We start from the raw sequence: 22,232 nt of genomic DNA on the forward strand, positions 1-22,232 counted from the left end.
GGTGGGGGGAATCGGCGCGGCGCGCCCGCTCAGCGGCGGCGCGCCTGGCGCGGTCAGTCGGTGAGCGCGCGGGCCAGCAGGTCGACCGTCTGTCCGATCTGCCACTCGCGCGCGCCAAGCGCGCGCAGCGCCGGCGCCAGCGCCGAAGGCGTGCGATCGGTCGGTGGTTCCCAGCACAGCCGCCGCACCACGTCCGGCGCCAGCAGGTTCTCCTGCGGCAGCCGCAGCGTCTCCGCGTGCGCCGTGACCGCCGCCCGCGCCGCCGCCAGGCGGGCCGCCGCGGCCGGGTCCTTCTCCGCCCAGGCCCGCGGCGGCGGCGGGCCGGCCGTCTGCTGGCCCGGCTGCGGAAGCTGCGACTCGGCCAGCTCCCTGGCCCGGTCGATCGCCGCCTGCCAGAGCTGGAGCTGGCGCCGCCCCATCCGGGTGCCGAAGCCCGGCAGTGCGGCGAGCACCCGCGTGTCCTGCGGCATGGCCTGGGCCGCCGCCACGATCGCCGCGTCCGACAGCACCTTGCCCGGCGACAGGTCCCGCCGCTGCGCGACCTGGTCCCGCGCCGTCCACAGCTCCCGCACCACCGCCAACTGCCGGCGCCGGCGTACCTTGTGCACGCCGGAGGTGCGGCGCCACGGGTCCTTGCGAGGTGGCGGCGGGGGCGCGGCGGCGATCGCCGCGAACTCCTCGAGCGCCCACTCCAGCTTGCCCTGCCGCCGCAGCTCGTCCTCCAGCGCGTTCCGCAGGTCGACCAGCAGCTCGACGTCGAGCGCCGCGTACCGCAGCCACGGCTCGGGGAGCGGGCGGGTGGACCAGTCGACCGCCGAGTGGCCCTTCTCCAGGCTGTAGCCGAGGACCGTCTCGACCATCACGCCGAGGCCCACGCGCGCGAAGCCGGCGAGACGCCCGGCCAGTTCGGTGTCGAAGAGCCGGGTGGGCACCAGACCTATGTCCCGCAGGCACGGCAGGTCCTGGGTGGCCGCGTGCAGCACCCACTCCGTGTCGGCGAGGACGGAGCCCAGGGCGGAGAGGTCGGGGCAGGCGACGGGGTCGATGAGCGTGGTGCCGGCGCCCCTGCGGCGCAGCTGCACGAGATACGCGCGTTGCCCGTAGCGGTATCCGGAGGCTCGCTCGGCGTCGACCGCGACCGGGCCGCCGGCCGCCGCGAAGGCGGCGACCACCTCGGCCAGGGCGTCGGCGTCCGCGATGACCGGCGGCACTCCCTCGCGGGGGGCCAGCAGCGGTACCGGGGTCGGCCCTGACGGCTCGGATGCGGTGAGATCAGGGCTCGCTTCGGCGGTCTGCTGGGCGTCGGTCACCAGTTAAGACTAACTCTGTGCGCACGGTGCACAACGTCCGTCCACACTCCCGGCACCGGGTGGACCCGGGCTCGTCCGCCGGGGGCCGGGAGCGACGGCGTAGAAGGAACGGTTCAGTGGATGATGCCGGTGCGCAGCGCCACCGCCACCATGCCGGCCCGGTCGCCCGTGCCGAGCTTCCGCGCGATGCGCGCCAGGTGGCTCTTGACCGTCAGCGCGGAGAGGCCCATGGAGACGCCGATCGCCTTGTTCGACTGGCCCTCCGCCACCAGCCGCAGCACCTCGACCTCGCGGCCCGAGAGCTCGCGGTAGCCGCCCTGGTGCGCCGGGGCGCCCGGCTGGCGGCGGTGCAGGCCGCGGGCCGCGGCGGCGCCGATGTGCGAGGCGCCGTGCCGGGTGGGCGGGCCCAGGTTGTTGCGGGTGCCGGTGACGACGTAGCCCTTGACGCCGCCGGCGAGCGCGTTGCGCACCGCGCCGATGTCGTCCGCGGCCGAGAGGGCCAGGCCGTTGGGCCAGCCGGCGGCCCTCGTCTCGGAGAGCAGGGTGAGCCCGGAGCCGTCGGGGAGGTGCACCTCGGCGACGCAGATGTCACGGGGGTTGGCGACTCGGGGGCGGGCCTCCGCCACGGACGACGCCTCGATCACGTCCCGCACGCCGAGCGCCCACAGGTGGCGGGTGACGGTGGAACGGACACGGGGGTCGGCCACGACGACCATGGCGGTCGGCTTGTTCGGGCGGTAGGCGACCAGGCTTGTGGGGTGCTCAAGGAGAACAGACACCGGGCCTCCCGGGAGGGGTGGGATGGGGACGGATCCGAAACCGACTCCCGGGGAGGAGTCGGGGCGATCCGGGTGGAAGGGTCACTGACTCCTTCGGCACGATCCCACTGGGCCTTTAGAGAATGATCACGAACCGGTGATTCGTCATCCCAGCGTTCCCGCGTTCACATCGCCCGTGGACCGCGGCGGCGGGGCAGGGCGGTGACCGCCGGGCCGTTGGACTCCGGGGGCAGCCCGGCGCACTGCGCCAGCAGTCCGCACCAGGCCAGCAGGTGGGCGCCGGCCTCGTCGGGGTCGGTCGGGGTCCAGGAGGCGCGCAGTTCCAGCTCGGCCCGCGCCGGCCGGTCGGCCAGGCCGCCGAAGAAGCTCGAACCGGCCCTGGTGACCGTGCCGTTGGCCTCCCGTCGGTCGAGCCCCCGGCCGTCAAGCGCCTCCGTCAACCAGGACCACGCCACCTCCGGCAGCAGCGGGTCGGTGGCGAGCTCCGGTTCGAGGTCGGCCCTGGCCAGCGTCACCACTCGGAAGTCGCCCTGCCAGGTCTCGTCGCCCGCCGGGTCGTGCAGCAGGACGAAGCGGCCGTCGGCCAGCTCCTCCTCGCCCGCCGTCACGGTCGCGCCCACCGCGTGCGCGAACGGCGCGAGCCTGCGGGGCGGCGGCAGCGGCGCGAGCCTGACCTCGGGGCGCGGCCGGGCCGTCGTCAACGCCGTGACCGCACGCCGGAAGGCCTCCGGGACCCGCGCACCGGGGTCGTTCATGATTCCGGACTCCTCCACCGGCTGGGTTCGAGACGCTGCCATGGCCGGTAACCCTAGGGGGTACGGCCGCCGGGGCCCGCCGTCCGTGTGCGGGGCGGCGGCCGGACCATGACGACCAGACCCTAGGCGCTCACCGCCCCGCGACGCCGGTAGGCACACCCGCGCGCGCCGTCGGATCACGGTGGCGTGGGAGACTGCTGCCTGTGACTGTGACCGACTCCGCCTTCCTCAAGGCGTGCCGCCGCGAGCCCGTTCCGCACACCCCGGTGTGGTTCATGCGACAGGCCGGCCGCTCGCTGCCCGAGTACCGCAAGGTCCGTGAGGGCATCGCCATGCTGGACTCCTGCATGCGGCCCGACCTGGTCACGGAGATCACCCTTCAGCCCGTCCGCCGGCACGGCGTCGACGCGGCCATCCTCTTCAGCGACATCGTCGTCCCGCTCAAGGCCATCGGCGTCGACCTCGACATCAAGCCGGGCGTCGGCCCGGTCGTCGCCCGGCCCATCCGCAGCCGCGCCGACCTCGACCAGCTGCGGCCGCTCGAGCCCGACGACGTGCGCTACGTCGCGGAGGCCATCGGCCTGCTCACCGCCGAGCTGGGCGACACCCCGCTGATCGGCTTCGCCGGCGCCCCGTTCACCCTCGCCAGCTACCTGGTCGAGGGCGGCCCCTCGCGCAACCACGAGCACACCAAGGCGCTGATGTACGGCGACCCCGAGCTGTGGGCCGAGCTGCTCGACCGGCTCGCCGGGATCGCCGGGGCCTTCCTCGGCGCGCAGATCGACGCCGGCGTCTCGGCGGTCCAGCTCTTCGACTCCTGGGTCGGCGCGCTGGCCCCCGCCGACTACCGGGCCTCGGTGCTGCCCGCCTCGGCCAAGGTCTTCGAGGCCGTCGCGGGGCGCGGCGTGCCCCGCATCCACTTCGGCGTGGGCACCGGCGAGCTGCTCGGCCTGCTCGGCGAGGCCGGCGCCGACGTGGTCGGCGTCGACTGGCGGGTCCCGCTGGCCGAGGCCGCCCGCCGGGTCGGCCCGGACAAGGCGCTCCAGGGCAACCTCGACCCCGCCGTGCTGTTCGCGCCGCCCGAGGTCGTCGCCGCCCAGGCCGACCGGGTGCTGGACTCCGCCGCCGGGCTGCCGGGACACGTCTTCAACCTGGGGCACGGCGTCCTGCCCACCACCGACCCGGACGCCCTGACCCGGCTCGTCGCCCACGTCCACGAGCGGACCGCCCGCTGACCCGCCCCGACGCCACGTGAAGCGACGCACCGAGGGGGAGCCATGCATGTGATCGTCGTCGGCGGCGGCATCTCGGGCCTCGCCGCCGCCCACCGGCTGCTGTCCGCCGGCGTCCGGGTCACCCTGATCGAGGGCTCGGACCGGTTCGGCGGCAAGCTCCACACCGGCTCGGTCGCCGGCGTCGGAGTCGACCTGGGCGCCGAGTCGATACTGGCCCGCCGCCCCGAGGCCACGGAGCTGGCCCGCGCGGTCGGCCTCGGCGACGCGCTGCGCCCGCCGGCCGTCGCCGGCGCGTCGATCTGGACCAGGGGCGCCCTGCGGCCCATGCCGCAGGACCACGTCATGGGCGTGCCCTCCTCCGTCGCGGCCCTCACCGGGGTGCTCTCCGACGCCGGGCTCGCCCAGATCGCCAGGGACGCCGAGCTGCCCCCGCTGGAGGTCGGCGAGGACGCGCCCGTGGGCCGGCTCGTCGCCGAGCGCATGGGCCGCGAGGTCGTCGACCGGCTCGTCGAGCCGCTGCTCGGCGGCGTCTACGCGGGCGACGCCTACCAGATCTCGCTGCGCTCCGCCGTGCCCAAGCTCTACGAGGCCGCCCGGGAGCACGACACGCTGCTGGCCGCGGTCCGCGCCGTGCAGCGCCAGTCGCCGCCGCGCGCCCCCGGCGAGCCGGTGTTCACCGGCGTCGAGGGCGGCGTCGGCACCCTGGCCGGGGCCGTCGCCGACGCCTGCCGGGCCGAGGGCGCCGCCCTGGAGACCGGCGTCGCCGTCACCAACCTGCGCCGCACCGCGCGTGGTTGGGCCGCGGCCCTCGGCGACGGCCGCTCGCTCGCCGCCGACGGCGTGGTGCTGGCCGTGCCGGCCGCCGCCGCCGGCCGGCTGCTCGCCGCCGAGGCGCCGGCCGCGGCCGGCGAGCTGGCGGCCGTCGAGTACGCCTCGATGGCCATCGTCACCCTCGCCTTCCGCCGCGCCGACCTGGCCAGGCTGCCGCGCGGCAGCGGCTTCCTGGTGCCGGCGATCGACGGCCGCGTCATCAAGGCCGCCACCTTCACCACCGGCAAGTGGGACTGGGCGGCCGCCGCCGACCCCGGCCTCTTCCTGCTGCGCGCCTCCGTCGGCCGCTACGGCGACGAGGCACCGCTCGGCTGGGACGACGCCGACCTGGTGCGCGCCGCGCTCGACGACCTGGGCGAGGCGGCGGGGCTCACCGGCAAGCCGGTGGACAGCGTGGTGACCCGCTGGCACCAGGGCCTCCCGCAGTACACCGTGGGCCACGCCGAGCGGGTCGCCCGGGTGCGGGGCTACCTCGCCGGGCTGCCCGCGCTGCGGCTGGCCGGCGCCTCCTACGACGGCGTCGGCATCCCCGCCTGCGTCGCCTCCGCCCAGCGGGCCGTCGCCGAGCTGTTGCGCGCCCTGCCGACGGGGCCCCGCGAGGAGGCGGGGGAGTGAGGGGAGAGAATACGGCCATGACTACCGCACCAGACGCCTCGGAGAAGTCCGCGGGCAAGCGCGCCAAGGAGCTCAACGAGGTCATCCGCTACACCCTCTGGTCGGTGTTCCGGCTGCGCGAGCCGCTGCCCGAGGAGCGGGCCGGCCACGCGGCGGAGGTCACCGAGCTCTTCGAGCAGCTGGCCGCCAAGGACGTGGTGGTGCGCGGCACCTACGACGTCTCCGGGCTGCGCGCCGACGCCGACGTCATGATCTGGTGGCACGCCGAGACCGCGGACGCCCTGCAGGACGCCTACAACCGCTTCCGCCGCACCCGGCTCGGCCGGGCCCTGGAGCCCGTCTGGTCCAACATGGCGCTGCACCGGCCGGCCGAGTTCAACAAGTCGCACATCCCGGCGTTCCTCGCCGACGAGACACCCCGCGACTACGTGAGCGTCTACCCGTTCGTCCGCTCCTACGAGTGGTACCTGCTCCCCGACGAGGAGCGGCGCGGGCTGCTGGCCGAGCACGGCCGGATGGCGCGCGGCTACCCGGACGTGCGGGCCAACACGGTCGCCTCGTTCTCGCTCGGCGACTACGAGTGGATCCTGGCCTTCGAGGCGGACGAGCTGCACCGGATCGTGGACCTGATGCGCCACCTGCGGGGCTCGGCCGCCCGCCGCCACGTCCGCGAGGAGATCCCGTTCTTCACCGGCCGCCGCAAGTCGGTGGCCGAGCTGGTCTCCGACCTCGCCTGACGGCGCCGGGGGCCGCCCGGCGCGGCGGCTAGCCGCCGCCTCCGCAGCCCCCGCCGCAGCCGCCGCCACCCCCGCACGAGCTGCCGCCGCCGCAGGACGAGCCCCCGCCGCCGCAGCCCCCGCCGCCGTACCCGCCGTCACCGGCGGTGCCCCCCGAGGAGGAGGCGGCCCAGCGGTTGTCCGCGAGCGGCAGCTCGGCCGCCGCGGCCAGTTCGGCGCGCAGTTCCAGATCGGTCAGCGCGACGATCCCGCCCACCGCCACCAGCGGGGCCAGGGCCGTCGCCCCCGTCATGGCCACCCGGTACCGGGCCACCGCCTCCGTGCCCGCGGCCGGCAGCGGGTCCCGGCCGGGGCCGAACACCAGGCTCGCCATCAGCACGCCGGCGGCCAGGGCGATCATCACGGCCGCCCCGGTCGTTCCCGAGGAGTCGCCGGTCGCGAGCACGACCAGCAGCACCAGCGAGACCGCGACGACGACGAGCGACAGCGTCAGGGCGAGCCTGGCCGCCGACCGCCAGGCGAGGCGACTTTCGGGCCGCAGCAGCAGGCCCCGGGTCACCAGCTCGTCGCCGATCCCCGTCACCGCCGCCGAGCCGGCCAGGCCCCGCCGGACGGTGCCCAGCGGCGCCTCCCAGCCGGCGCCGCACTGGGCGAGCACCTCACGCTCCAGGGCGTCGTCCGCGACCGGCTCGACGACGTGCAGCACGCCGCCGTCGATCATGATCCGCTGCTTGTCGTACATCGCGCACAGCACGGTGTCCGCGACCCGGCCGGGACCACCGGTGAGGAACGCCGCGTCGTACGGCGACTCCAGGGCCGCCGGCGCCATCTGCTTCGGCAGCGTGCGCAACGCCCGGCCCCTGGCGAGGAACAGCCGGACGAGCCCCAGTCCCAACAGACCGCCGGCGAGTAGGTAGAACGTCAACATGGCGGTCACCCCCTATCTTCCGAGTAGTCGGGCGAGCCTTCCCCTCGGCTGGCCCGTGCGCCGTCGCAGCCATGTCTCGACGGCGCGCCTGGTAGCCCGGTCGGTCAACCGGTCGCCGACCAGCAGGTGTTCGGCGAACGCGGTCGCGTCCCGGTGGTAGCCGCCGATCAGCGGCGTCGAACGGATGTAGTCGAGCACCAGCGGCCGGTAGCCCTCGCCCAGGATCTCCGGCAACTCCGGCGCCACCCGGGCCAGCACCCCCGCCCGTTTGGCGGCCAGCGCGGACCGCTGGATCCTCAGCCGCGCCGGGTCGAAGCCCTCGGGGACCGGGCCGCCGGCCGTCAGCGCCGAGAGCAGCGCGTCCTGCCGGGCGGCCAACCGGCGCCGGGCGGCGTCGACTTCCTCCGGCTCCCGGGGCTCAGCCATGACGCACCCCGGAGACCACCTCGCGGATCGCGGCCAGTTCGCCGGCGAACTCCGCCGGCGGCCCGAACGCCTCGTCCCGCTCCAGCAGCACCCCGGGCGGCTGGGTCCTGGCGCACAGCTCGCCGAGCACGTCGAGCACCGCGGGCGGAACCGGGTGCGCGTGACTGTCGTGCCAGACGCCGTCCCGCTCGACGCCACCGGCCACGTGGACGTAGGCCAGCGCGTCGAGCGGGATGGCGTCCAGCGCGGAGGCCGGGTCCTCCCCGCGGTTGACCTTGTTGGTGTACAGATTCGCGACGTCGATCAGCAGCCCGACCCCCGTACGGTCCACCAATTCCGTCAGGAACTGTCCCTCAGTCAACTCGTCACCCGGCCAGCTGAAGAGCGCCGCGATGTTCTCCAGCGCCAGTGGTACGGGCAACGCGTCCTGTGCGATCCGCACGTTCTCGCACAGCACGCGCAGCCCGTCTCGGGTCCGCGGCACGGGCAGCAGGTGCCCCGCCTCGACGGCCGGCGTGTCGGTCAGCACGCCGCCCGACCGGACGAAGGCGATGTGCTCGGTGACCAGCGGAGCGTTGAGCGTCTCCGCCAGCCACGCGAGCGACACCAGCCGGTGGGGCGAGGGCCGCTCGGCGCCCCCGAGCCCGAGCGACACCCCGTGCGGTACCACCGTCATGCCGCGCCCGATGAGCCTGAGCAGGCTCTCCGGCAGGTGGTCGGCGCAGATGTTCTCCGCGACCACCTCGACCCAGTCGATTCCGGGCAACTCCTCGACGACGGCCGCGATCTCGGGCCGCCAGCCGATTCCCATTCCCAGTCGTGGCACGTTCTCCCCCTCACGACCTCGGCCGCCGGAACCGTACTTCGTGGCAGAGTTGTCTCCGGCCCGGGGGTTCGGGAATCCCTTTGGACGATGTTCAGAGCTAGATCTGAGGTTTGGGCTCGGATTCGGGCCCGAATGTGAGACAAGGGGCGAGATGAGACTGACGGGTGTCTCGCGTCGCTACGGCCGGCGCGCACCGTGGGTGCTGCGCGGGGTGGACCTGGAACTGCGGCCCGGCGCACTCACCCGGATCGAGGGCGGCAACGGCTCGGGCAAGTCCACGCTGCTGCGCCTCGTCGCCGGCCTCGACGTGCCGAGCCGGGGCCGGATCACCGACCGGCCGCGCCGGGTCGGGTACGTGCCGGAGCGGTTCCCCGCCGCGCTGCCGCTGACCGCGCGCGGCTACCTCACCCTCCCCCAGCTAACGCTGGGAGGTGCCCCCATGGCCGGGTGCACGGCCTCACCGGGCGGCGCGCGGCCGAGGAGGGTGAGCGCTGGCTCGCGCTGCTCGGCGCCGCCGAGCACGCCGACACGCCCATGAGCGAGCTCTCCAAGGGGAGTTGCCAGAAGGTGGCGGTCGCCCAGGCGCTGCTCGCGGAGCCCGGGCTGCTGGTGCTCGACGAGGCGTGGACCGGCCTCGACCAGCAGGCCCGGGGCATCCTGGACGCGGCCGTCGAGGACCGGCTCACGGCCGGCACGACGGTGGTCTTCGTCGACCACGACCCGGCGCGGCTCGCCCACGTCGACGGCGTGGCCCTGCGGGTCGAGGCCGGCCGGCTCACGGCGGCCGGGCGGCCCGTGGCCACGGTGGTCGTCGAGGCGGAGGGGCCGCCGGACGCGCCGGCGCCGCCGGGCGCTGAGCGGCTCCCGGACGGCGCGATCAGGCTCACCGCGTCCGCCACGGACTCGGACGCGCTGCTGCGGGCCCTGCTCACCGCGGAGCCCGCCTGGCACATCAGAGCGGTGCGCACCCGCCCATGACCGTGCTGCTCGCTCTCGTCCGCTACCGCCTGGCGCTGGTGTCGCGCTCCCACCGCTGGCTGCCGCCGCTGTTGCTCCACGCCATGCTGCTGTTCGTCGGCGTGCGGGCCGACGAGCCCGTGCTCGACTCGCTCGGCCTCGCCGCCGCGGCCGCCCTGCCGACGGCCGCCTGGCTGGTGCGGGTCGGCGTGGCCGCCGAGCCGCCGGCCGCCCGCGCCTGCGCGGTGGCCGCCGCGGGCCGGGCCCGGGTCCGGCTGGCCGCGGTCCTGACGGCGCTCGTGCTGTCGTCGGTGATCGGCGTCGCCGGCACGGTCGTGGTACTGCTGATCAGCGACGCCCACGGGGCCGACCGCCGCACCCCGATCCCGCTCGCCGCGGCCGCGGCGGCGGGTGCCGCGGCGATGCTGACCTGCGTGCTGCTCGGCACGGCACTCGGCGTCCTGTGCAACCGGCCGCTGCTACGCAGCCCGGCCTGGTCGATCCCGGTCACCGCGTGCGCGGCCATCGCCCTGCTGGTCGGCGGCGCCTCGCCGGCCAACGCGGCGGTCAGCACGCTGATCGACGGCTCCCAACGGGGCGCGGCGGACCGGCCGTTGCTCCCGTTGATCGCCGCCGCACTCCTGACGGCGGCCGCGACCGCCCTCTCCTGCGCCACCCGCCGCCCCGACTGAGGGCGCTCGCCGTCGCGGCTACGCCCGGAGGAGCGCCGCGCGTGCCTCGGCGGGGTCGTAGGCGCCGGGCGGGTAGCGGGGGTCGAGGTCGCGCAGGTGCGCGAGGAGCAGCTGGCTGACCGCCCAGTTGCGGTACCACTTGCGGTCGGCCGGCACCAGGTACCACGGCGCCGCCTCGGTCGAGCACCGTTCGAGGACCGCCGTGTACGCCTTCCGGTAGTCGGGCCACAGCTCCCGCTCGCGGACGTCGTTGGGGCTGAACTTCCAGTGCTTGTCGGGCCGGTCGAGGCGGGCCAGGAGCCGCTCGCGCTGCTCGTCGCGGCTGATGTGCAGGAAGACCTTGACCCAGGTGACGCCGTCCTCGGCCAGGATCCGTTCCCAGGCGTTGATCTGCTCGTAGCGCCGCGACCAGACGGCCTCGGGCACCAGGTCGTGGACCCGGACGACCAGCACGTCCTCGTAGTGCGAGCGGTCGAAGATGCCGATCTCGCCGGACTGTGGCAGCGCCCGGTCGACCCGCCACAGGAAGTGCTGCCGCTTCTCCTCGTCGGTCGGTGCCTTGAAGGCCCTGATGCGGCAGCCGGCCGGGTTGAAGTGGCTGATGACGTGCTTGACCGTGCCGCCCTTGCCCGAGGTGTCCATGCCCTGGAGCACCAGCACCACCCGCCGCCGGTCGCCCTCGGAGGCGGCGGCGTAGAGGCGCTCCTGGAGGTCGGCCAGTTCCCTGCCGATATCGGCGACCTCCTGCACGGCCTGACGTTTCTTGCCGTCGAAGCCGGGGGTGGCGTCGGCTGGGTGGTCGGAGAGTTTCACGCGGTGGCCCGGCTGGACCGCCAGCAGGTCGCGGACGTCGCTCGGCATGCTCTCGATGATGTCGCCGCCGGGTGCCGGCCGCCACCGGGGAGGGGGCCGGCTCAGCCGGCGGCCACCCGCTCGCCGTCCCTGGCCAGCGCGGTCAGCCGGGAGATCGCCCGGAAGTACTTCTTGCGGTAGCCGCCGTTCAGCATCTCCTCGCTGAAGAGCCGGTCGAACGGCACGCCCGAGGCCACCACCGGTATCTCCCGGTCGTAGAGCCGGTCGGCGAGCACGACGAGCCGCAGCGCCGTGGTCTGGTCGGGCACCGCCCGCACGCCGGTCAGGCAGACGGTCGTGACGCCCTCGCACAGCGCCCCGTACCGGCTGGGGTGCACGCGCGCGAGGTGGTCGAGGAGCGCGCCGAAGTCGTCGAGCGAGGCGCCCGGCCGCTGGTGCGCGAGCCGGCTGACGGCCGCGTCCTCGCGGGGGGCGGGCGGGGTGGGGAGGCCGCGGTGCCGGTAGTCGTCGCCGTCGATCCGCAGGGCGCGGAAGTGCGCGGACAGGCCCTGGATCTCGCGCAGGAAGTCGGCCGCGGCGAAGCGGCCCTCACCGAGCTTGTCGGGCAGCGTGTTGGAGGTGGCGGCGAGCGCGACGCCCTCCGCGACGAGGCGGCTGAGCAGCGAGGAGACCAGCACCGTGTCGCCCGGGTCGTCGAGCTCGAACTCGTCGATGCACAGCAGCCGGTGCCCGGACAGGGTGCGCACGGTCTGCTGGAAGCCGAGGGCGCCGACGAGGTTGGTCAGCTCGACGAAGGTGCCGAACGCCTTCACCTCGGGCGCGGCCGGCACCGCGTGCCACAGGGAGGCCAGCAGGTGCGTCTTGCCGACGCCGTAGCCGCCGTCCAGGTAGACGCCGCGCGGCTCGGGGGCGCTCGGCCGGCGCTGGCGCCTGGGCCACAGGCCGCGACGGCCCTCGCCGGCGGCACGGTCGCCGCCGAGGCCGGCCGCGAACTCGCCGAGCACCTTGACGGCGGAGCGCTGGGAGGGCTGCGCCGGGTCCGGGATGTAGGTGTCGAAGCGGACCGAGTCGAAGCGCGGGGGCGGCACGAGCTCCGCCACGAGGCGCTCGGCCGGGACACGGGGTTCGCGGGAGCACAGGGCCACCGGGCCGGCTAGGGGATCGCCGCCCGCGGGGTCTGGGGTCGTGCTGGCTGACACAGTCTCCCACTGTAAACCGGATCCGGCCGTCGCCGCCTCGGGGCCAGGGCGTGAACGAGCCCCGGGCGCCGCCGTGTGCCACACTGCGCCCCATGCGACGCCTGTTTCCCGTGCCCTCGGAGCCGACCGGAGACACCGAACGCGAGTGGGAGCTCGCCGAGCTCGCCGACGCGTACGCCTATCCCGGGGCCGAGGCGGGCGGCGCCCCCTGGCTGCGGGCCAACATGGTGTCCTCGATGGACGGCGCCGCACACCACGGCGGCCGCTCCCGGCCGCTCTCCAACGCCGCCGACATGCGGATCTTCGGGGTGCTCCGAGGGCTTGCCGACGTGGTGATCGTGGGTGCCGAGACGGTGCGCGAGGAGCGTTACCGGCCCGCGCGCCGGCGTGCGGAGTTCGCCGAGCGCCGGGCGGCGGCCGGGCAGACGACCGTGCCGGCCATCGCCGTCGTCAGCGCCAGCCTGCACCTGGACTTCTCGCTGCCGCTGTTCACCGAGCCCGACGTGCCCACCCTGGTCATCACCGGCGCCAAGGCCCCGCACTCCGGCCTGGTCGCCGCCCGGGAGGCCGGCGCGGAGGTGGTCACCGCCGGCGACGAGGCCGGCGTCGACCCGCGCCGCATCAAGCCGGAACTGGCCAGGCGCGGCTACACCCGGCTGCTGACGGAGGGCGGCCCCCGGCTGCTCGGCCAGCTGGCCGCGGCCGGGGTGGTCGACGAGGTGTGTCTGACGATCTCCCCCCGGTTCACCGTCGGCACCGCGCCGCGGGTGATGAGCGGCCCCGAGATCGAGGCTCCGGTCGACATGGAGCTGACGGATCTGCTGGCCGAGTCCGGCTTCCTGTTCGGCCGCTACCGTCTGGCATGACCTCCGTCGGGGGACGTCGTCCCCGTTGGTCCGGGACGATCCGGGACGAACCGGGGTGATCTGCGGAATGATACGTTCCGCTTATCCTGATGTGGGCAGACTGAACAGCGCACACCCCTCGTGCGACGCGGCGACCGTACCGGCGACCACCGGCGGCTCCCGGGGCCCACGACGGGGACGAACGTTCGCCGGGAGGCGCGGGTCCCGGCTCCCGTAGAAGGGCGCTCTCCGTGATCACGACCGTACTGATGATCGAAAAGCCCATGGTGCCCACCGACGTCCAGCTCGTCACCACCCTGCACGGCGAGGAGCCGCAGTCCTTCGTGGTGCTCATGCAGCCGCGCGGCGACCAGGACCGGCTGCTGCGCGCGCTGGACGACGTCGCCCTCGGCGAGCTCCGCGACGCCGTCCACGAGGCCGACGTCCCCGAGGGCGAGGAGGCGGCGGGCCCGGCGGAGGCCGCGCTGGCCCGCTCGCTCGACGCGCTGCGCGCCACCGGCGCCGAGGCCGTCGGCCGGCTCGTCGAGGACCATCCGCTCGACCTGCTGACCGCCGTGGTCGAGGAGACCGGCGCCGACGAGGTCATCGTCCTCACCGCCCCGCACTACGTCGAGGAACTGTTCCACCGGGACTGGGCCTCCCGGGCCAGGCACAAGGTCGGCGTGCCCGTGCTCAAGCTGTTCGCGCACGCCGAATAGCGCGCACGCCGAGCGGGCGCGGCGCGCAGCCGGCCGTCCCGCCGGCGGGTGCGACAATCGGGGGGCACGCCGCCCGACAGGGAAGACCAGGGAGACGAAACGCATGCCCGCTTCACCGGCATCGGAGACCTCGCCGGCACCGGAGGCCACCCCGGCGATCCCGCCGACGATGGAACGGCCGCACTTCATCGGGATCGGCGGCGCCGGCATGTCGGGCATCGCCAAGATCCTCACCCGCCGCGGCGCCCAGGTGGCCGGCAGCGACTCCCGCGACTCGGAGACGGCCGCCGCGCTGCGCGAGCTCGGGGTCCTGGTGCACGTCGGCCACGACAGCGCGCACCTGTCGGAGGCCGCCAGCTGCGTCGTCGTCTCCAGCGCCATCCGGCAGGACAACCCCGAGCTCGCCGAGGCCGCCCGCCGCGGCATCCCCGTCGTACACCGCTCGGACGCGCTGGCCGCGCTGATGGTCGGGCGGCGCACCATCGCCGTCGCCGGCACCCACGGCAAGACCACCACCACCTCGATGCTCGCCGTCAGCCTCACCGCCCTCGGCCTCGCCCCCTCCTACGCCATCGGCGGCGACCTCGACGCGCCCGGCTCCAACGCCGAGCACGGCACGGGCGAGCTCTTCGTCGCCGAGGCCGACGAGAGCGACCGCAGCTTCCACCGCTACCGGCCCGAGGTCGCCATCGTCCTCAACGTCGAGCTCGACCACCACGCCAACTACGCCTCGCTGGACGAGATCCACGACTCCTTCGAGACCTTCGCCGACCGCGTCGTGCCCGGCGGCACCCTGGTCGTCAACGCCGACCAGGAGGGCGCCCGCAAGCTCACCGCCCGCCTCGCCGGGCGCGAGGGCCTGCGCCTCGTCACCTACGGCGAGGCGGCCGATGCCACCGTGCGCGTGCTGCGGGTCGTCCCGGCCGGGTTGACCAGCGCGGTCACCGTGCTGATCGAGGGGCGTGAGCTCACCTTCCAGGTCTCGGTGCCCGGCCGGCACTACGCGCACAACGCCGTGGCCGCGCTCGCCGCCGGAGTGGCCGCCGGCGTACCGGCCGAGGACCTGGCCCGCGCCCTCCGCGACTACACCGGGGTCCGCCGCCGGCTCCAGCCCAAGGGGGAGGCGGGCGGCGTCCAGGTCATCGACTCCTACGCGCACCACCCCACCGAGATGTCCGCCGACCTGGAGGCCATCCGCGGCGCGGCCGGGGGCGACGGCCGGGTACTCGTGGTCTTCCAGCCCCATCTCTTCAGCCGCACCCGGGAGTTGGCCACCGAGATGGGCGAGGCCCTGGCGCTGGCGGACGCCTGCCTGGTGCTCGACATCTACCCGGCCAGGGAGGACCCGATCCCGGGCGTCACGAGCCAGCTGATCATCGACGCGGCCCTGGCGCACGGCGCCGCGGCGCGGGCCGAGCACGACAAGGCCGCCGTGCCCGAGGCGGTCGCGGGAATGGCCGGCCCCGGCGATCTCGTTCTCACCATGGGCGCGGGCGACGTGACCGAGCTCGGCCCGAGGATCCTCGCCCGCCTCGCCGCGCACTGACGGCGCACCCGTTCTGTCTTCGAAGGAGCACCCCATGGGATACAAGGTCGAGAAGTCCGACGAGGAGTGGCGCGCCCAGCTCACCGACGAGGAGTACCAGGTGCTGCGCCAGGCCGGCACCGAGCGGGCCTTCACCGGCGAGTACACCGACACCAAGACCGTCGGCGTCTACAACTGCCGCGCCTGCGGCGCCGAGCTGTTCCGCTCCACCACCAAGTTCGAGTCGCACTGCGGCTGGCCGTCCTTCTACGACCCGTCCGCCACGGACGCGGTCGAGACCCGCGAGGACCGCTCGCTGCCCGGCCGGCCCCGCACCGAGGTGCTGTGCGCGACCTGCGGCTCACACCTCGGCCACGTCTTCGAGGGCGAGGGCTACGACACCCCGACCGACCTGCGGTACTGCATCAACTCCATCGCCATCCGGCTCGAGCCGACCGAGTGAGCCGCGCGCGGCGCCCTGGCTACACGCGCCGGGCGCCGCGCCCCGCCACGCCCTGTGTTTTGTCATGCTCGCTCCGTAGCGTGAGGGGCACCTTCCCCCCGCACCCTCGGAGGCCGAGATGAGACGCGGCAGAATCCTCGCCCTGACCACCATCGCGATCGTCCTCGCCGGCATGGCGACTGCCGGCGCCGCCGTCCACCACGACGACGGCGCCGTCGACAAGGCGCGCGCCGCGGAGCCGCTGGCCGCGCACAACCAGTACCTCGGTAGCCCGGTGGACGTCCCCGCCGGCAGCTTCGCCTTCGCGACGGTGAACTGCCCGGCCGGGCAGGTGCCCACCGGGGGCGGCGCGACCACCAGCGGCACCTTCAACTACCTCACCGACTCCCTGGCGACCGCCACCGGTTGGGAGATCGGCGTGAGGAACACCGGCACGGCGAGCCAGACGGTGCGCGCCTTCGTGATCTGCACCGTGCCCTGACGCCGGACCGATCCGGCGACTCGCGAGGCGGCGGCCTCTTCCTCCGCCTCGCCCATCTCGCGGTGCCGCTCGTAGGCCGGGCGCCGGTCCCGCGGTTCGGCCTTCGTCAGGGCGACACCGTCCGGCTCGGCAGCGCGGTGATCTTCACCAGCGATCCGGACGACATCCATGCCTACCCGGAGGTGCTGGCCCCGCCGGACGTGCATGTCGTCGCCGTCTGACGTCGGCCACCGCGCAGGGCTGGCTGCCAGTTCGGTCCAGCCGTCGGAACTCGTTCGCCGAGCCCGGTCCCGCCGGCCAGAATGGCCACCATGTGGTCTTACCTCCCCGCCTTCCTCGGCGCCTGCCTCCTGGTCGCCGCCTCGCCAGGGCCCAGCACGGTCCTGATCATCCGCAACTCGCTGCGCGGCCGACGGGCCGGCCTGCTCACGGTGCTCGGCAACGAGAGCGGCGTCTTCCTCTGGGGCGTCTTCGCCGCCCTCGGCCTGACCGCGCTGCTCGAGGCCTCCGAGGTGGCGTACGACGTCATGCGCGTCGTCGGCGCCGTGGTGCTGGTCGCCTTCGGCATCCAGGCGCTGCGCGCCGCGCGTCGCGCGGACGACGCCTCGCTCGCCGACGCGGCCGGCCCCGCCGACCCGTCCGCAGGCGGTTGGCGCGAGTACCGCGCCGGGCTGCTGCTCAACCTGGCCAACCCGAAGGCCGGCATCTTCGCGATGGCCTTCCTCCCCCAGTTCGTGCCCGCCGGGGCGCCCCACCTGACGACCATGCTGGCCCTGGCCGCCGTCTGGGCCGTCTTCGAGACCGGCTACTACGCCACCTACGTCTGGGGCGTCGGCCGCCTCCGCCGCGTCCTGAGCCGCCCCGGCGTCCGCCGCCGCCTCGAACAGGTCTCGGGCGGCGTGCTGATAGCGCTCGGCGTGCGGCTGGCCATCGAGAGCTGACCGGCTATTCGCCGTCCTCCGGCGCCGCCGGCACCGGATCCACCCACTCCACCCACGTGGACCCGCCGGTGAACCGCCCCCACCGCACGGCCGCCGGCTCGGCGCTCTCCACGAACGCCACCTGTCGGCTGCGGCCACCGTTTCCGACCACATGCGCGCCACCCTCCGGGCCGGCCACCCCCCACGCCGCCAGGGCGGTGTCGGGCACGCCATCGCTGTCGAACTCACTCACCCCGGCGAACCGACTCGACGCGGTCTCCCGTACCAGGGCCCGCACGGGGGCCGGTATGACGGCGGGGCCGGCCCGTAGTGGCGTGGCCGGCCCCGTCGTGTCGGTCAGAGCGCGTGGCCGCCGGCGACCTGGAGGACCTGGCCGGTGATCCAACGGGCCTGGTGGGAGGCGAGGTAGACCACGGCGTCCGCGATGTCGTCCGGTTCGCCGAGCCGGCGGAGCGGCACGAGTCCGGTCACCTCGGCGACGAGGTCCTCGCCCATCCATCCCGTCTGCACCGGTCCAGGCGCCACCGCGTTGACCCGGATGCCGCGGGGGCCCAGGTCGAGCGCGGTGGACCGGGTCAGCGCCTCGAGCGCCGCCTTCGACGTGCCGTAGCCGGTCTGGCCGGGGAAGGCACGGGCCGCGTCGGTCGTGATGTTGACGACGGACAGTGGGGCGTCGCCGTCCCGCAGTCGGGCCACCTCGCCGATGAGGACGGCCGGCGCGACGGCGTTCACCCGGTAGTGCCGCTCCAGCGAGTCGTAGGTCAGGGTGTCGACGCTGTCGGGGACCTCGCAGTGCGCCGCGTTGTTGACCAGGACGTTGATCGATCCGAGCCGGTCACCGACCGCCGCCACCAACTCGCGGGCGGCCTCCGGCCGTGACAGGTCGGCGCTGATCGCGAAGGAGTCGGCGCCGAGTTCCCGCGCGAGCGCCTCGGCCGCGCCGGCGGTCGGCGTGACGTGGGCCCACTCCGTTCCCCGGGGCGCGGGCGGGTCCTGGGCCAGGTGGTGGATCGCCACCCGGGCGCCCTGCGCCGCGAAGGCGCGGCTGATGGCCGCGCCGATGTTGCCGGCGCCTCCGGTGACCAGGACGTTCTGGCCGGCGAGGCCGGTGTCGAGCATGTGCGTCTCCCATCGTGGTTCGGTTCGTTCCCGAGCGGATGGCGGACGTACGAGGACAGCGGGGTCAGGAGACGGCGGCGTCGGACGCCGACGGCGAAGAGGGGCACACCTGATGGGCGGACGCGTCAGCCGCGAACCGCATGCCTCGGACGTGGCGCCGTCACCATCAGGAACCCATGCGCCGCACGCTACCAGGGCCGGTCGATCACCCGGTCGACGTGGCGGCGTCGGCCCGCAGCAGCACGGCCGCGGACTCGGGCGGCAGGAGCAGCCGGCCCGCCACGTCGGGAGCGGACAGCGGGTGGGTGCCGGCCAGCGGGGCGAAGGAGCCGGGACCGAGCGGCGCGACGGCCTCCGCGTCGGGCGAGACGTTGACCGCCGTCGTCAGCGGGCCGGCGTGCAGGACCAGCCAGCCGGCCTCCTCGTCGTGGTCGACGGAGACGTCGGCGAGCCGCAGGTCCGCCGGAAGGTGCGCGTGGCGGATGGCGATCAGGCGGCGGTGCCAGTCGAGGAGCGGGGGAGCAGGGGCGTCCTCGGGAGGCCAGGCGAGGCAGGAGCGGTCCCGCGTGGCCGGGTCCTGCGGGTCGGGGATCTCCTCCTCCGCCCAGCCGTGCGCGCCGAACTCCCGACGGCGGCCGGCCCGCACCGCCTCCGCGAGCGCCGGATCCGGGTGGTCGGTGAAGTACTGCCACGGCGTCGTCGCGCCCCACTCCTCGCCCATGAACAGCATCGGCGTGAACGGGCCGCACAGCACCAACGCCGCCGCCAGCGCGGCGCGCGCCGGCCCGGCCAGGGCCGCGAGACGGTCGCCGAGCGCGCGGTTGCCGATCTGGTCGTGGGTCTGGGCGTAACCCAGCAGGCGGCGGGTGGGCGTCGCCGCCCGGTCCAGCGGGCTGCCGTGCTCGCGGCCCCGGAACGCCGAGTAGCCGCCGTCGTGGAAGAAGCCGCCGGACAACGTGCGGGCCAGGGCCGTCAGCGGGGCCTTGCCGAAGTCGGCGTAGTAGCCCTGGGACTCCCCGGTCAGGGTGGCGTGCAGCGCGTGGTGGAAGTCGTCGCTCCACTGCGCGTGCAGCCCGTGGCCGCCCCGCTCGCGCGGGGAGGTGGTGCGCGGGTCGTTCTGGTCGGACTCGGCGACCAGGAACAGCGGCCGGCCCGTCTCCGTCGCCAACGCGTCGACGGCGGCCGAGAGTTCGGCGAGGAAGTGCGGCGTCGACTCGTCGACGAGCGCGTGCACCGCGTCGAGCCGCAGCCCGTCGAGGCGGTAGTCGCGCAGGAAGGCCAGCGCGCTGCCGACGAAGTACGCCCGCACCTCGGCGGACTCCGGGCCGTCCAGGTTGACCGCCGCGCCCCACGGGGTGTGGTGCCGCTCCGTGAAGTACGGGCCGAACTCGGGCAGTCGGTTCCCGGACGGGCCCAGGTGGTTGTGGACGACGTCGAGCACCACCCCGAGGCCGAGCCCGTGCGCCGCGTCGACGAAGCGCTGCAACGCCGCCGGGCCCCCGTACGGCTCGTGCACCGCCCACGGCGCCACCCCGTCGTAGCCCCAGCCGTGCCGGCCGGGGAACGGGCAGACCGGCATCAGCTCGACATGGGTGACGCCGAGGTCCGCGAGCCGGGGGAGCCGGCCGACGGCCGCGTCCAGCGTGCCCTCGCGGGTGAAGGTGCCGACGTGCAGCTCGTACAGCACCGCGCCGGGCAGTCCACGCCCCGGCCACGGATGCCGCCAGGCGAAGCCGGCCAGATCCGTCACCGCGCTCAGCCCGTCGGGGCCTTCCGGCAGCCGCCGGCCGCGCGGGTCGGGCAGCGGCGGCCCTGAGTCCAGCGCGAAGCCGTAGCGGTCGCCCGGCGCCGCCGGCGCCTCCGCCCGCCACCAGCCGCCGGCCTCCCGCCGCATGGCGACGGGCGGCCGGCCCTGGACGTGGAGCGCGACCTCGCCCACCCGTGGTGCCCACACCTCGAACAACATGGGCACCATGCTCGGCCTCCCGACGGTGCGATGGCCAGGCCGCGCGCCGGTCGCGCGACGACTACGTCAGGACGCGGGACCCGAGGCCGGCGCTGTCATGCAGTAGCGGTGCTGGGTGACCGGATAGCCCGCCCGCGCGAACGCGGCCGCCATCGGGGTGTTGCCCACGTCGGTGGCGGCCGCGATCCGCCGCGCGCCCTCGGCGGCCAGCGCGTGGGTGCACTCCACCAGCAGGTCGTAGCCGTAGCCGTGGCCGCGCTGCTCGGGCACCACCCCGATGAAGCCCACGCAGGGCCCGCCCGGGTTCCGCGCCGGCACCTGGATGCCGACCAGCTCGCCCGCCGGTGTGTAGGCCAGCCGCAGCCACTCGCGCGGCGACGGGCACCAGTGGATGAAGTCGAGCTCCTCGCGGGCCGCCAGCTCGACGCCGCCGCGCTCGACGGCCCGCCGGGCGTGGGCGTCCAGCGTCACCGAGTGCACCCGGCGCAGCACCGAGAGGACGACCTCGTCGTCCGGCTCCGGACGGAAGACCAGGCGGCCCGGGCGTTCCGGCAGCCCTTCGGCGGGCGTCCACAGGTAGCGGAAACGCTCCACCAGCGTCTGGTAGCCGGCGTCGGTGGCCGCGGCCACCCGGGCCCCGGCCGCCGCCCTGGCCGGCGGGTCCTCGCGCCAGCCGGGCGGCAGGATCAGCTCGTAGTCGGCGCGGAACGGGACGGCGCGCAGCAGTTCGACGGCGGCCTCCCGGTCCGTGAAGTCGAACCAGTCGACGGCGACGGGCTCCGCGTCGTCCGGGCCGCCGAAGAAGGCGACCCTGGCGACCACGACGCCGTCGCGTTCGGCGACGAAGGTCCACTCGGGCCGGTAGTTGCCGCCGGCGCCGACCGTCTCGTACACGTTGTGCGGCGGATCGAGCAGCACGGCGCCCACCAGTCCCGGGTCGGGCAGGGACAGGAAGACGGAGCGCGCCTCGTGCTCGGCGAGCGCGCGGATGACCAGATCGGTCATGAAGGGTGTGGTCCTTCCGAAGGGCCTGACACGGCCTCCGGCTCAGCCCGGGAAACGCCCGACGGGACGGCGAGGGCTGGGGAAGCGCGGAGTTGTGACAGACGATGTGGCCGAAGCCTTGACTGACGTCGTGAGGAACGACATGACGGCGCCTCCCTTCTCGAACCGTGACGGGGTCGGGCGTGCCAGCACCGTAGGCCGGCGGGCGACGGCGTGTCCAACGGTTTTTCGCCGCCCCGGCGTGGACACGGTCGCGCGGGGTCGCGGACAATTCCCGCATGACTTCAGTCGAGTTCGGCGCGCCGTCACCGCGGATATCCGACGCGGACCGGGAGCGCGCGCTCGACGTGCTCCGCGAGAGCGTGGTGGAGGGGCGGGTCTCCCAGGACACCTTCGAGCGCCGCGTGGAGCAGGTGCTCGCCGCGCGGTGGCTCGACGAGCTGTACGCCGTCCTCGGCGACCTGCCGGACCGGCGGCCGCCGCGCGTCGGCCGCTCGGGCAACTGGCTGGTGACGCAGGTGACCAGGGTCGCCGCCCTCCGCCAGCGCCTGCGGCTCGCCTGGGAGGCGGAGCGGCTGCCGCGACTGCTGCTGCCGATGCCCGGGCCCGTGCCGCTGACCATCGGGCGGGAGGCCGGCTGCGGCCTCCGGCTGAGCGACTCCAGCGTCTCCCGCCACCACGCGCGGCTGTTCAGCACGCCCGCGGGCTGGCTGCTGCACGACCTCGGCTCGGTGAACGGCACCTGGGTCAACGACCGCCGCGTCACCGGCGGCGCCCCGGTGCGGCCCGGGGACCAGGTGCGGTTCGGCGCGGTGTCCTTCGTGCTGGTGGAGGGCGACCCCGACTGAGGTGTCCCGGGCAGCTCATCGGTAAGCCGGCCTGCCGCCCTAGCGGGGGCTGGGAGGTGGGGCGGCAGGCCGGAGTTCTGGGCGCGCGTCCCGGTCCACGACCGCTATGGGAGCGCTCCCAATTCGGACCGTAGCGCCGTGCGTGTTCCTCTGTAAAGGCTTCGGACGGGGCGGAGGCCGGCAGCCGCCGAACCCCAAGGCGCGGACAACCGATTTC

The 22,232-nt window shown here is 75.0% G+C and carries 22 protein-coding genes and 2 pseudogenes; 13 read left to right on the plus strand and 11 right to left on the minus strand.

Features of this window, described 5'->3' with window-relative positions:
- Positions 1-53: 53 nt before the first annotated feature.
- From RNC47_RS32930 to RNC47_RS32940, 3 genes are all read right to left on the minus strand, one after another.
- On the minus strand, positions 54-1,310 hold the full coding sequence (locus RNC47_RS32930; protein ID WP_311604176.1) for an HRDC domain-containing protein: 1,257 nt from the start codon (positions 1,308-1,310) through the stop codon (positions 54-56).
- 113 nt (positions 1,311-1,423) lie between these two features.
- Entirely contained in the window at positions 1,424-2,089 is a 666-nt protein-coding gene (locus RNC47_RS32935; RefSeq protein WP_311604177.1) for a response regulator transcription factor, read from the minus strand.
- Positions 2,090-2,253: 164 nt separating this feature from the next.
- Positions 2,254-2,886 carry a DUF3000 domain-containing protein gene (locus RNC47_RS32940; protein ID WP_394814932.1) on the minus strand — a complete coding sequence of 211 codons (633 nt, stop codon included), beginning with the start codon at positions 2,884-2,886 and terminating at the stop codon, positions 2,254-2,256.
- 152 nt (positions 2,887-3,038) lie between these two features.
- Here RNC47_RS32940 and hemE point away from each other — a divergent pair, with 152 nt between their 5' ends.
- The 3 genes from hemE to hemQ are packed head-to-tail and all read left to right on the plus strand — an operon-like array spanning position 3,039 to position 6,262.
- Complete coding sequence (hemE, locus tag RNC47_RS32945; RefSeq protein ID WP_394814934.1) at positions 3,039-4,079, plus strand: uroporphyrinogen decarboxylase; 1,041 nt, start codon at positions 3,039-3,041, stop codon at positions 4,077-4,079.
- Between the two features lie 42 nt (positions 4,080-4,121).
- The gene (gene hemG / locus RNC47_RS32950) at positions 4,122-5,525 is read left to right on the plus strand and encodes a protoporphyrinogen oxidase (protein ID WP_311604180.1); all 1,404 of its coding nucleotides are present in this window, start codon (positions 4,122-4,124) and stop codon (positions 5,523-5,525) included.
- Between the two features lie 17 nt (positions 5,526-5,542).
- Complete coding sequence (gene hemQ / locus RNC47_RS32955; RefSeq protein ID WP_132934056.1) at positions 5,543-6,262, plus strand: hydrogen peroxide-dependent heme synthase; 720 nt, start codon at positions 5,543-5,545, stop codon at positions 6,260-6,262.
- Positions 6,263-6,290: 28 nt separating this feature from the next.
- Here the strand turns inward: hemQ and RNC47_RS32960 are convergent, their stop codons facing one another.
- Positions 6,291-7,190, minus strand: a complete 900-nt coding sequence (locus RNC47_RS32960) for a TIGR04222 domain-containing membrane protein (protein ID WP_311604184.1) — start codon at positions 7,188-7,190, stop codon at positions 6,291-6,293.
- Positions 7,191-7,202: 12 nt separating this feature from the next.
- Positions 7,203-8,427: pseudogene (locus RNC47_RS32965) on the minus strand (DUF692 domain-containing protein).
- A gap of 166 nt (positions 8,428-8,593) precedes the next feature.
- Between RNC47_RS32965 and RNC47_RS32970 the strand changes: the two are divergent.
- Positions 8,594-9,420 (plus strand): annotated as a pseudogene (locus tag RNC47_RS32970) (ABC transporter ATP-binding protein).
- The gene (locus RNC47_RS32975; RefSeq protein ID WP_394814933.1) at positions 9,417-10,091 is read left to right on the plus strand and encodes an ABC transporter; all 675 of its coding nucleotides are present in this window, start codon (positions 9,417-9,419) and stop codon (positions 10,089-10,091) included. Before RNC47_RS32970 ends, RNC47_RS32975 begins: the two are co-directional and overlap by 4 nt.
- 18 nt (positions 10,092-10,109) lie before the next feature.
- Here RNC47_RS32975 and RNC47_RS32980 read toward each other — a convergent pair whose 3' ends face one another.
- Both RNC47_RS32980 and zapE read right to left on the minus strand, forming a co-directional pair.
- On the minus strand, positions 10,110-10,952 hold the full coding sequence (locus RNC47_RS32980; RefSeq protein ID WP_311604186.1) for a polyphosphate kinase 2 family protein: 843 nt from the start codon (positions 10,950-10,952) through the stop codon (positions 10,110-10,112).
- 53 nt (positions 10,953-11,005) lie between these two features.
- Positions 11,006-12,103, minus strand: a complete 1,098-nt coding sequence (gene zapE, locus RNC47_RS32985) for a cell division protein ZapE (RefSeq protein WP_311604188.1) — start codon at positions 12,101-12,103, stop codon at positions 11,006-11,008.
- A gap of 92 nt (positions 12,104-12,195) precedes the next feature.
- On the opposite strand from zapE, the gene RNC47_RS32990 reads away from it, so the two are divergent.
- The 7 genes from RNC47_RS32990 (at position 12,196) to RNC47_RS33020 (ending at position 17,077) form a co-directional block, all read left to right on the plus strand.
- Entirely contained in the window at positions 12,196-12,969 is a 774-nt protein-coding gene (locus tag RNC47_RS32990; RefSeq protein ID WP_311604189.1) for a pyrimidine reductase family protein, read from the plus strand.
- Between the two features lie 230 nt (positions 12,970-13,199).
- A complete protein-coding gene (locus tag RNC47_RS32995) occupies positions 13,200-13,667 on the plus strand; it encodes an indole-3-glycerol phosphate synthase (protein ID WP_311604190.1) in 468 nt (155 codons plus the stop codon).
- A gap of 169 nt (positions 13,668-13,836) precedes the next feature.
- Positions 13,837-15,213, plus strand: coding sequence for a UDP-N-acetylmuramate--L-alanine ligase (murC, locus tag RNC47_RS33000; RefSeq protein ID WP_394814935.1), 1,377 nt, complete (start codon positions 13,837-13,839; stop codon positions 15,211-15,213).
- A gap of 34 nt (positions 15,214-15,247) precedes the next feature.
- Complete coding sequence (msrB, locus tag RNC47_RS33005) at positions 15,248-15,655, plus strand: peptide-methionine (R)-S-oxide reductase MsrB (RefSeq protein ID WP_311604193.1); 408 nt, start codon at positions 15,248-15,250, stop codon at positions 15,653-15,655.
- Positions 15,656-15,773: 118 nt separating this feature from the next.
- The gene (locus tag RNC47_RS33010) at positions 15,774-16,136 is read left to right on the plus strand and encodes a flagellar basal body-associated FliL family protein (protein ID WP_311604194.1); all 363 of its coding nucleotides are present in this window, start codon (positions 15,774-15,776) and stop codon (positions 16,134-16,136) included.
- Between the two features lie 62 nt (positions 16,137-16,198).
- Positions 16,199-16,357 (plus strand): hypothetical protein, encoded by a 159-nt coding sequence (locus RNC47_RS33015; protein ID WP_311604196.1) that lies wholly within the window; start codon positions 16,199-16,201, stop codon positions 16,355-16,357.
- A 90-nt stretch (positions 16,358-16,447) separates the two neighbouring features.
- Entirely contained in the window at positions 16,448-17,077 is a 630-nt protein-coding gene (locus RNC47_RS33020; RefSeq protein ID WP_311604198.1) for a LysE family translocator, read from the plus strand.
- Positions 17,078-17,081: 4 nt separating this feature from the next.
- Here RNC47_RS33020 and RNC47_RS33025 read toward each other — a convergent pair whose 3' ends face one another.
- The 4 genes from RNC47_RS33025 to RNC47_RS33040 all read right to left on the minus strand — a co-directional run bounded on the left by RNC47_RS33025 (position 17,082) and on the right by RNC47_RS33040 (position 21,167).
- Complete coding sequence (locus tag RNC47_RS33025; protein ID WP_311604199.1) at positions 17,082-17,309, minus strand: hypothetical protein; 228 nt, start codon at positions 17,307-17,309, stop codon at positions 17,082-17,084.
- Positions 17,310-17,413: 104 nt separating this feature from the next.
- Complete coding sequence (locus tag RNC47_RS33030; protein WP_311604201.1) at positions 17,414-18,196, minus strand: SDR family NAD(P)-dependent oxidoreductase; 783 nt, start codon at positions 18,194-18,196, stop codon at positions 17,414-17,416.
- Positions 18,197-18,401: 205 nt separating this feature from the next.
- Entirely contained in the window at positions 18,402-20,162 is a 1,761-nt protein-coding gene (gene treZ / locus RNC47_RS33035; protein WP_311604202.1) for a malto-oligosyltrehalose trehalohydrolase, read from the minus strand.
- A gap of 66 nt (positions 20,163-20,228) precedes the next feature.
- Positions 20,229-21,167 carry a GNAT family N-acetyltransferase gene (locus tag RNC47_RS33040; RefSeq protein WP_311604204.1) on the minus strand — a complete coding sequence of 313 codons (939 nt, stop codon included), beginning with the start codon at positions 21,165-21,167 and terminating at the stop codon, positions 20,229-20,231.
- A 278-nt stretch (positions 21,168-21,445) separates the two neighbouring features.
- Here RNC47_RS33040 and RNC47_RS33045 point away from each other — a divergent pair, with 278 nt between their 5' ends.
- Positions 21,446-22,015, plus strand: a complete 570-nt coding sequence (locus RNC47_RS33045; protein ID WP_311604206.1) for a DUF1707 and FHA domain-containing protein — start codon at positions 21,446-21,448, stop codon at positions 22,013-22,015.
- Positions 22,016-22,232: the final 217 nt, after the last annotated feature.

The organism is Streptomyces millisiae, from assembly GCF_031845425.1.
GTDB classification, from domain to species: Bacteria; Actinomycetota; Actinomycetes; order Streptomycetales; family Streptomycetaceae; genus Streptomyces; species Streptomyces millisiae.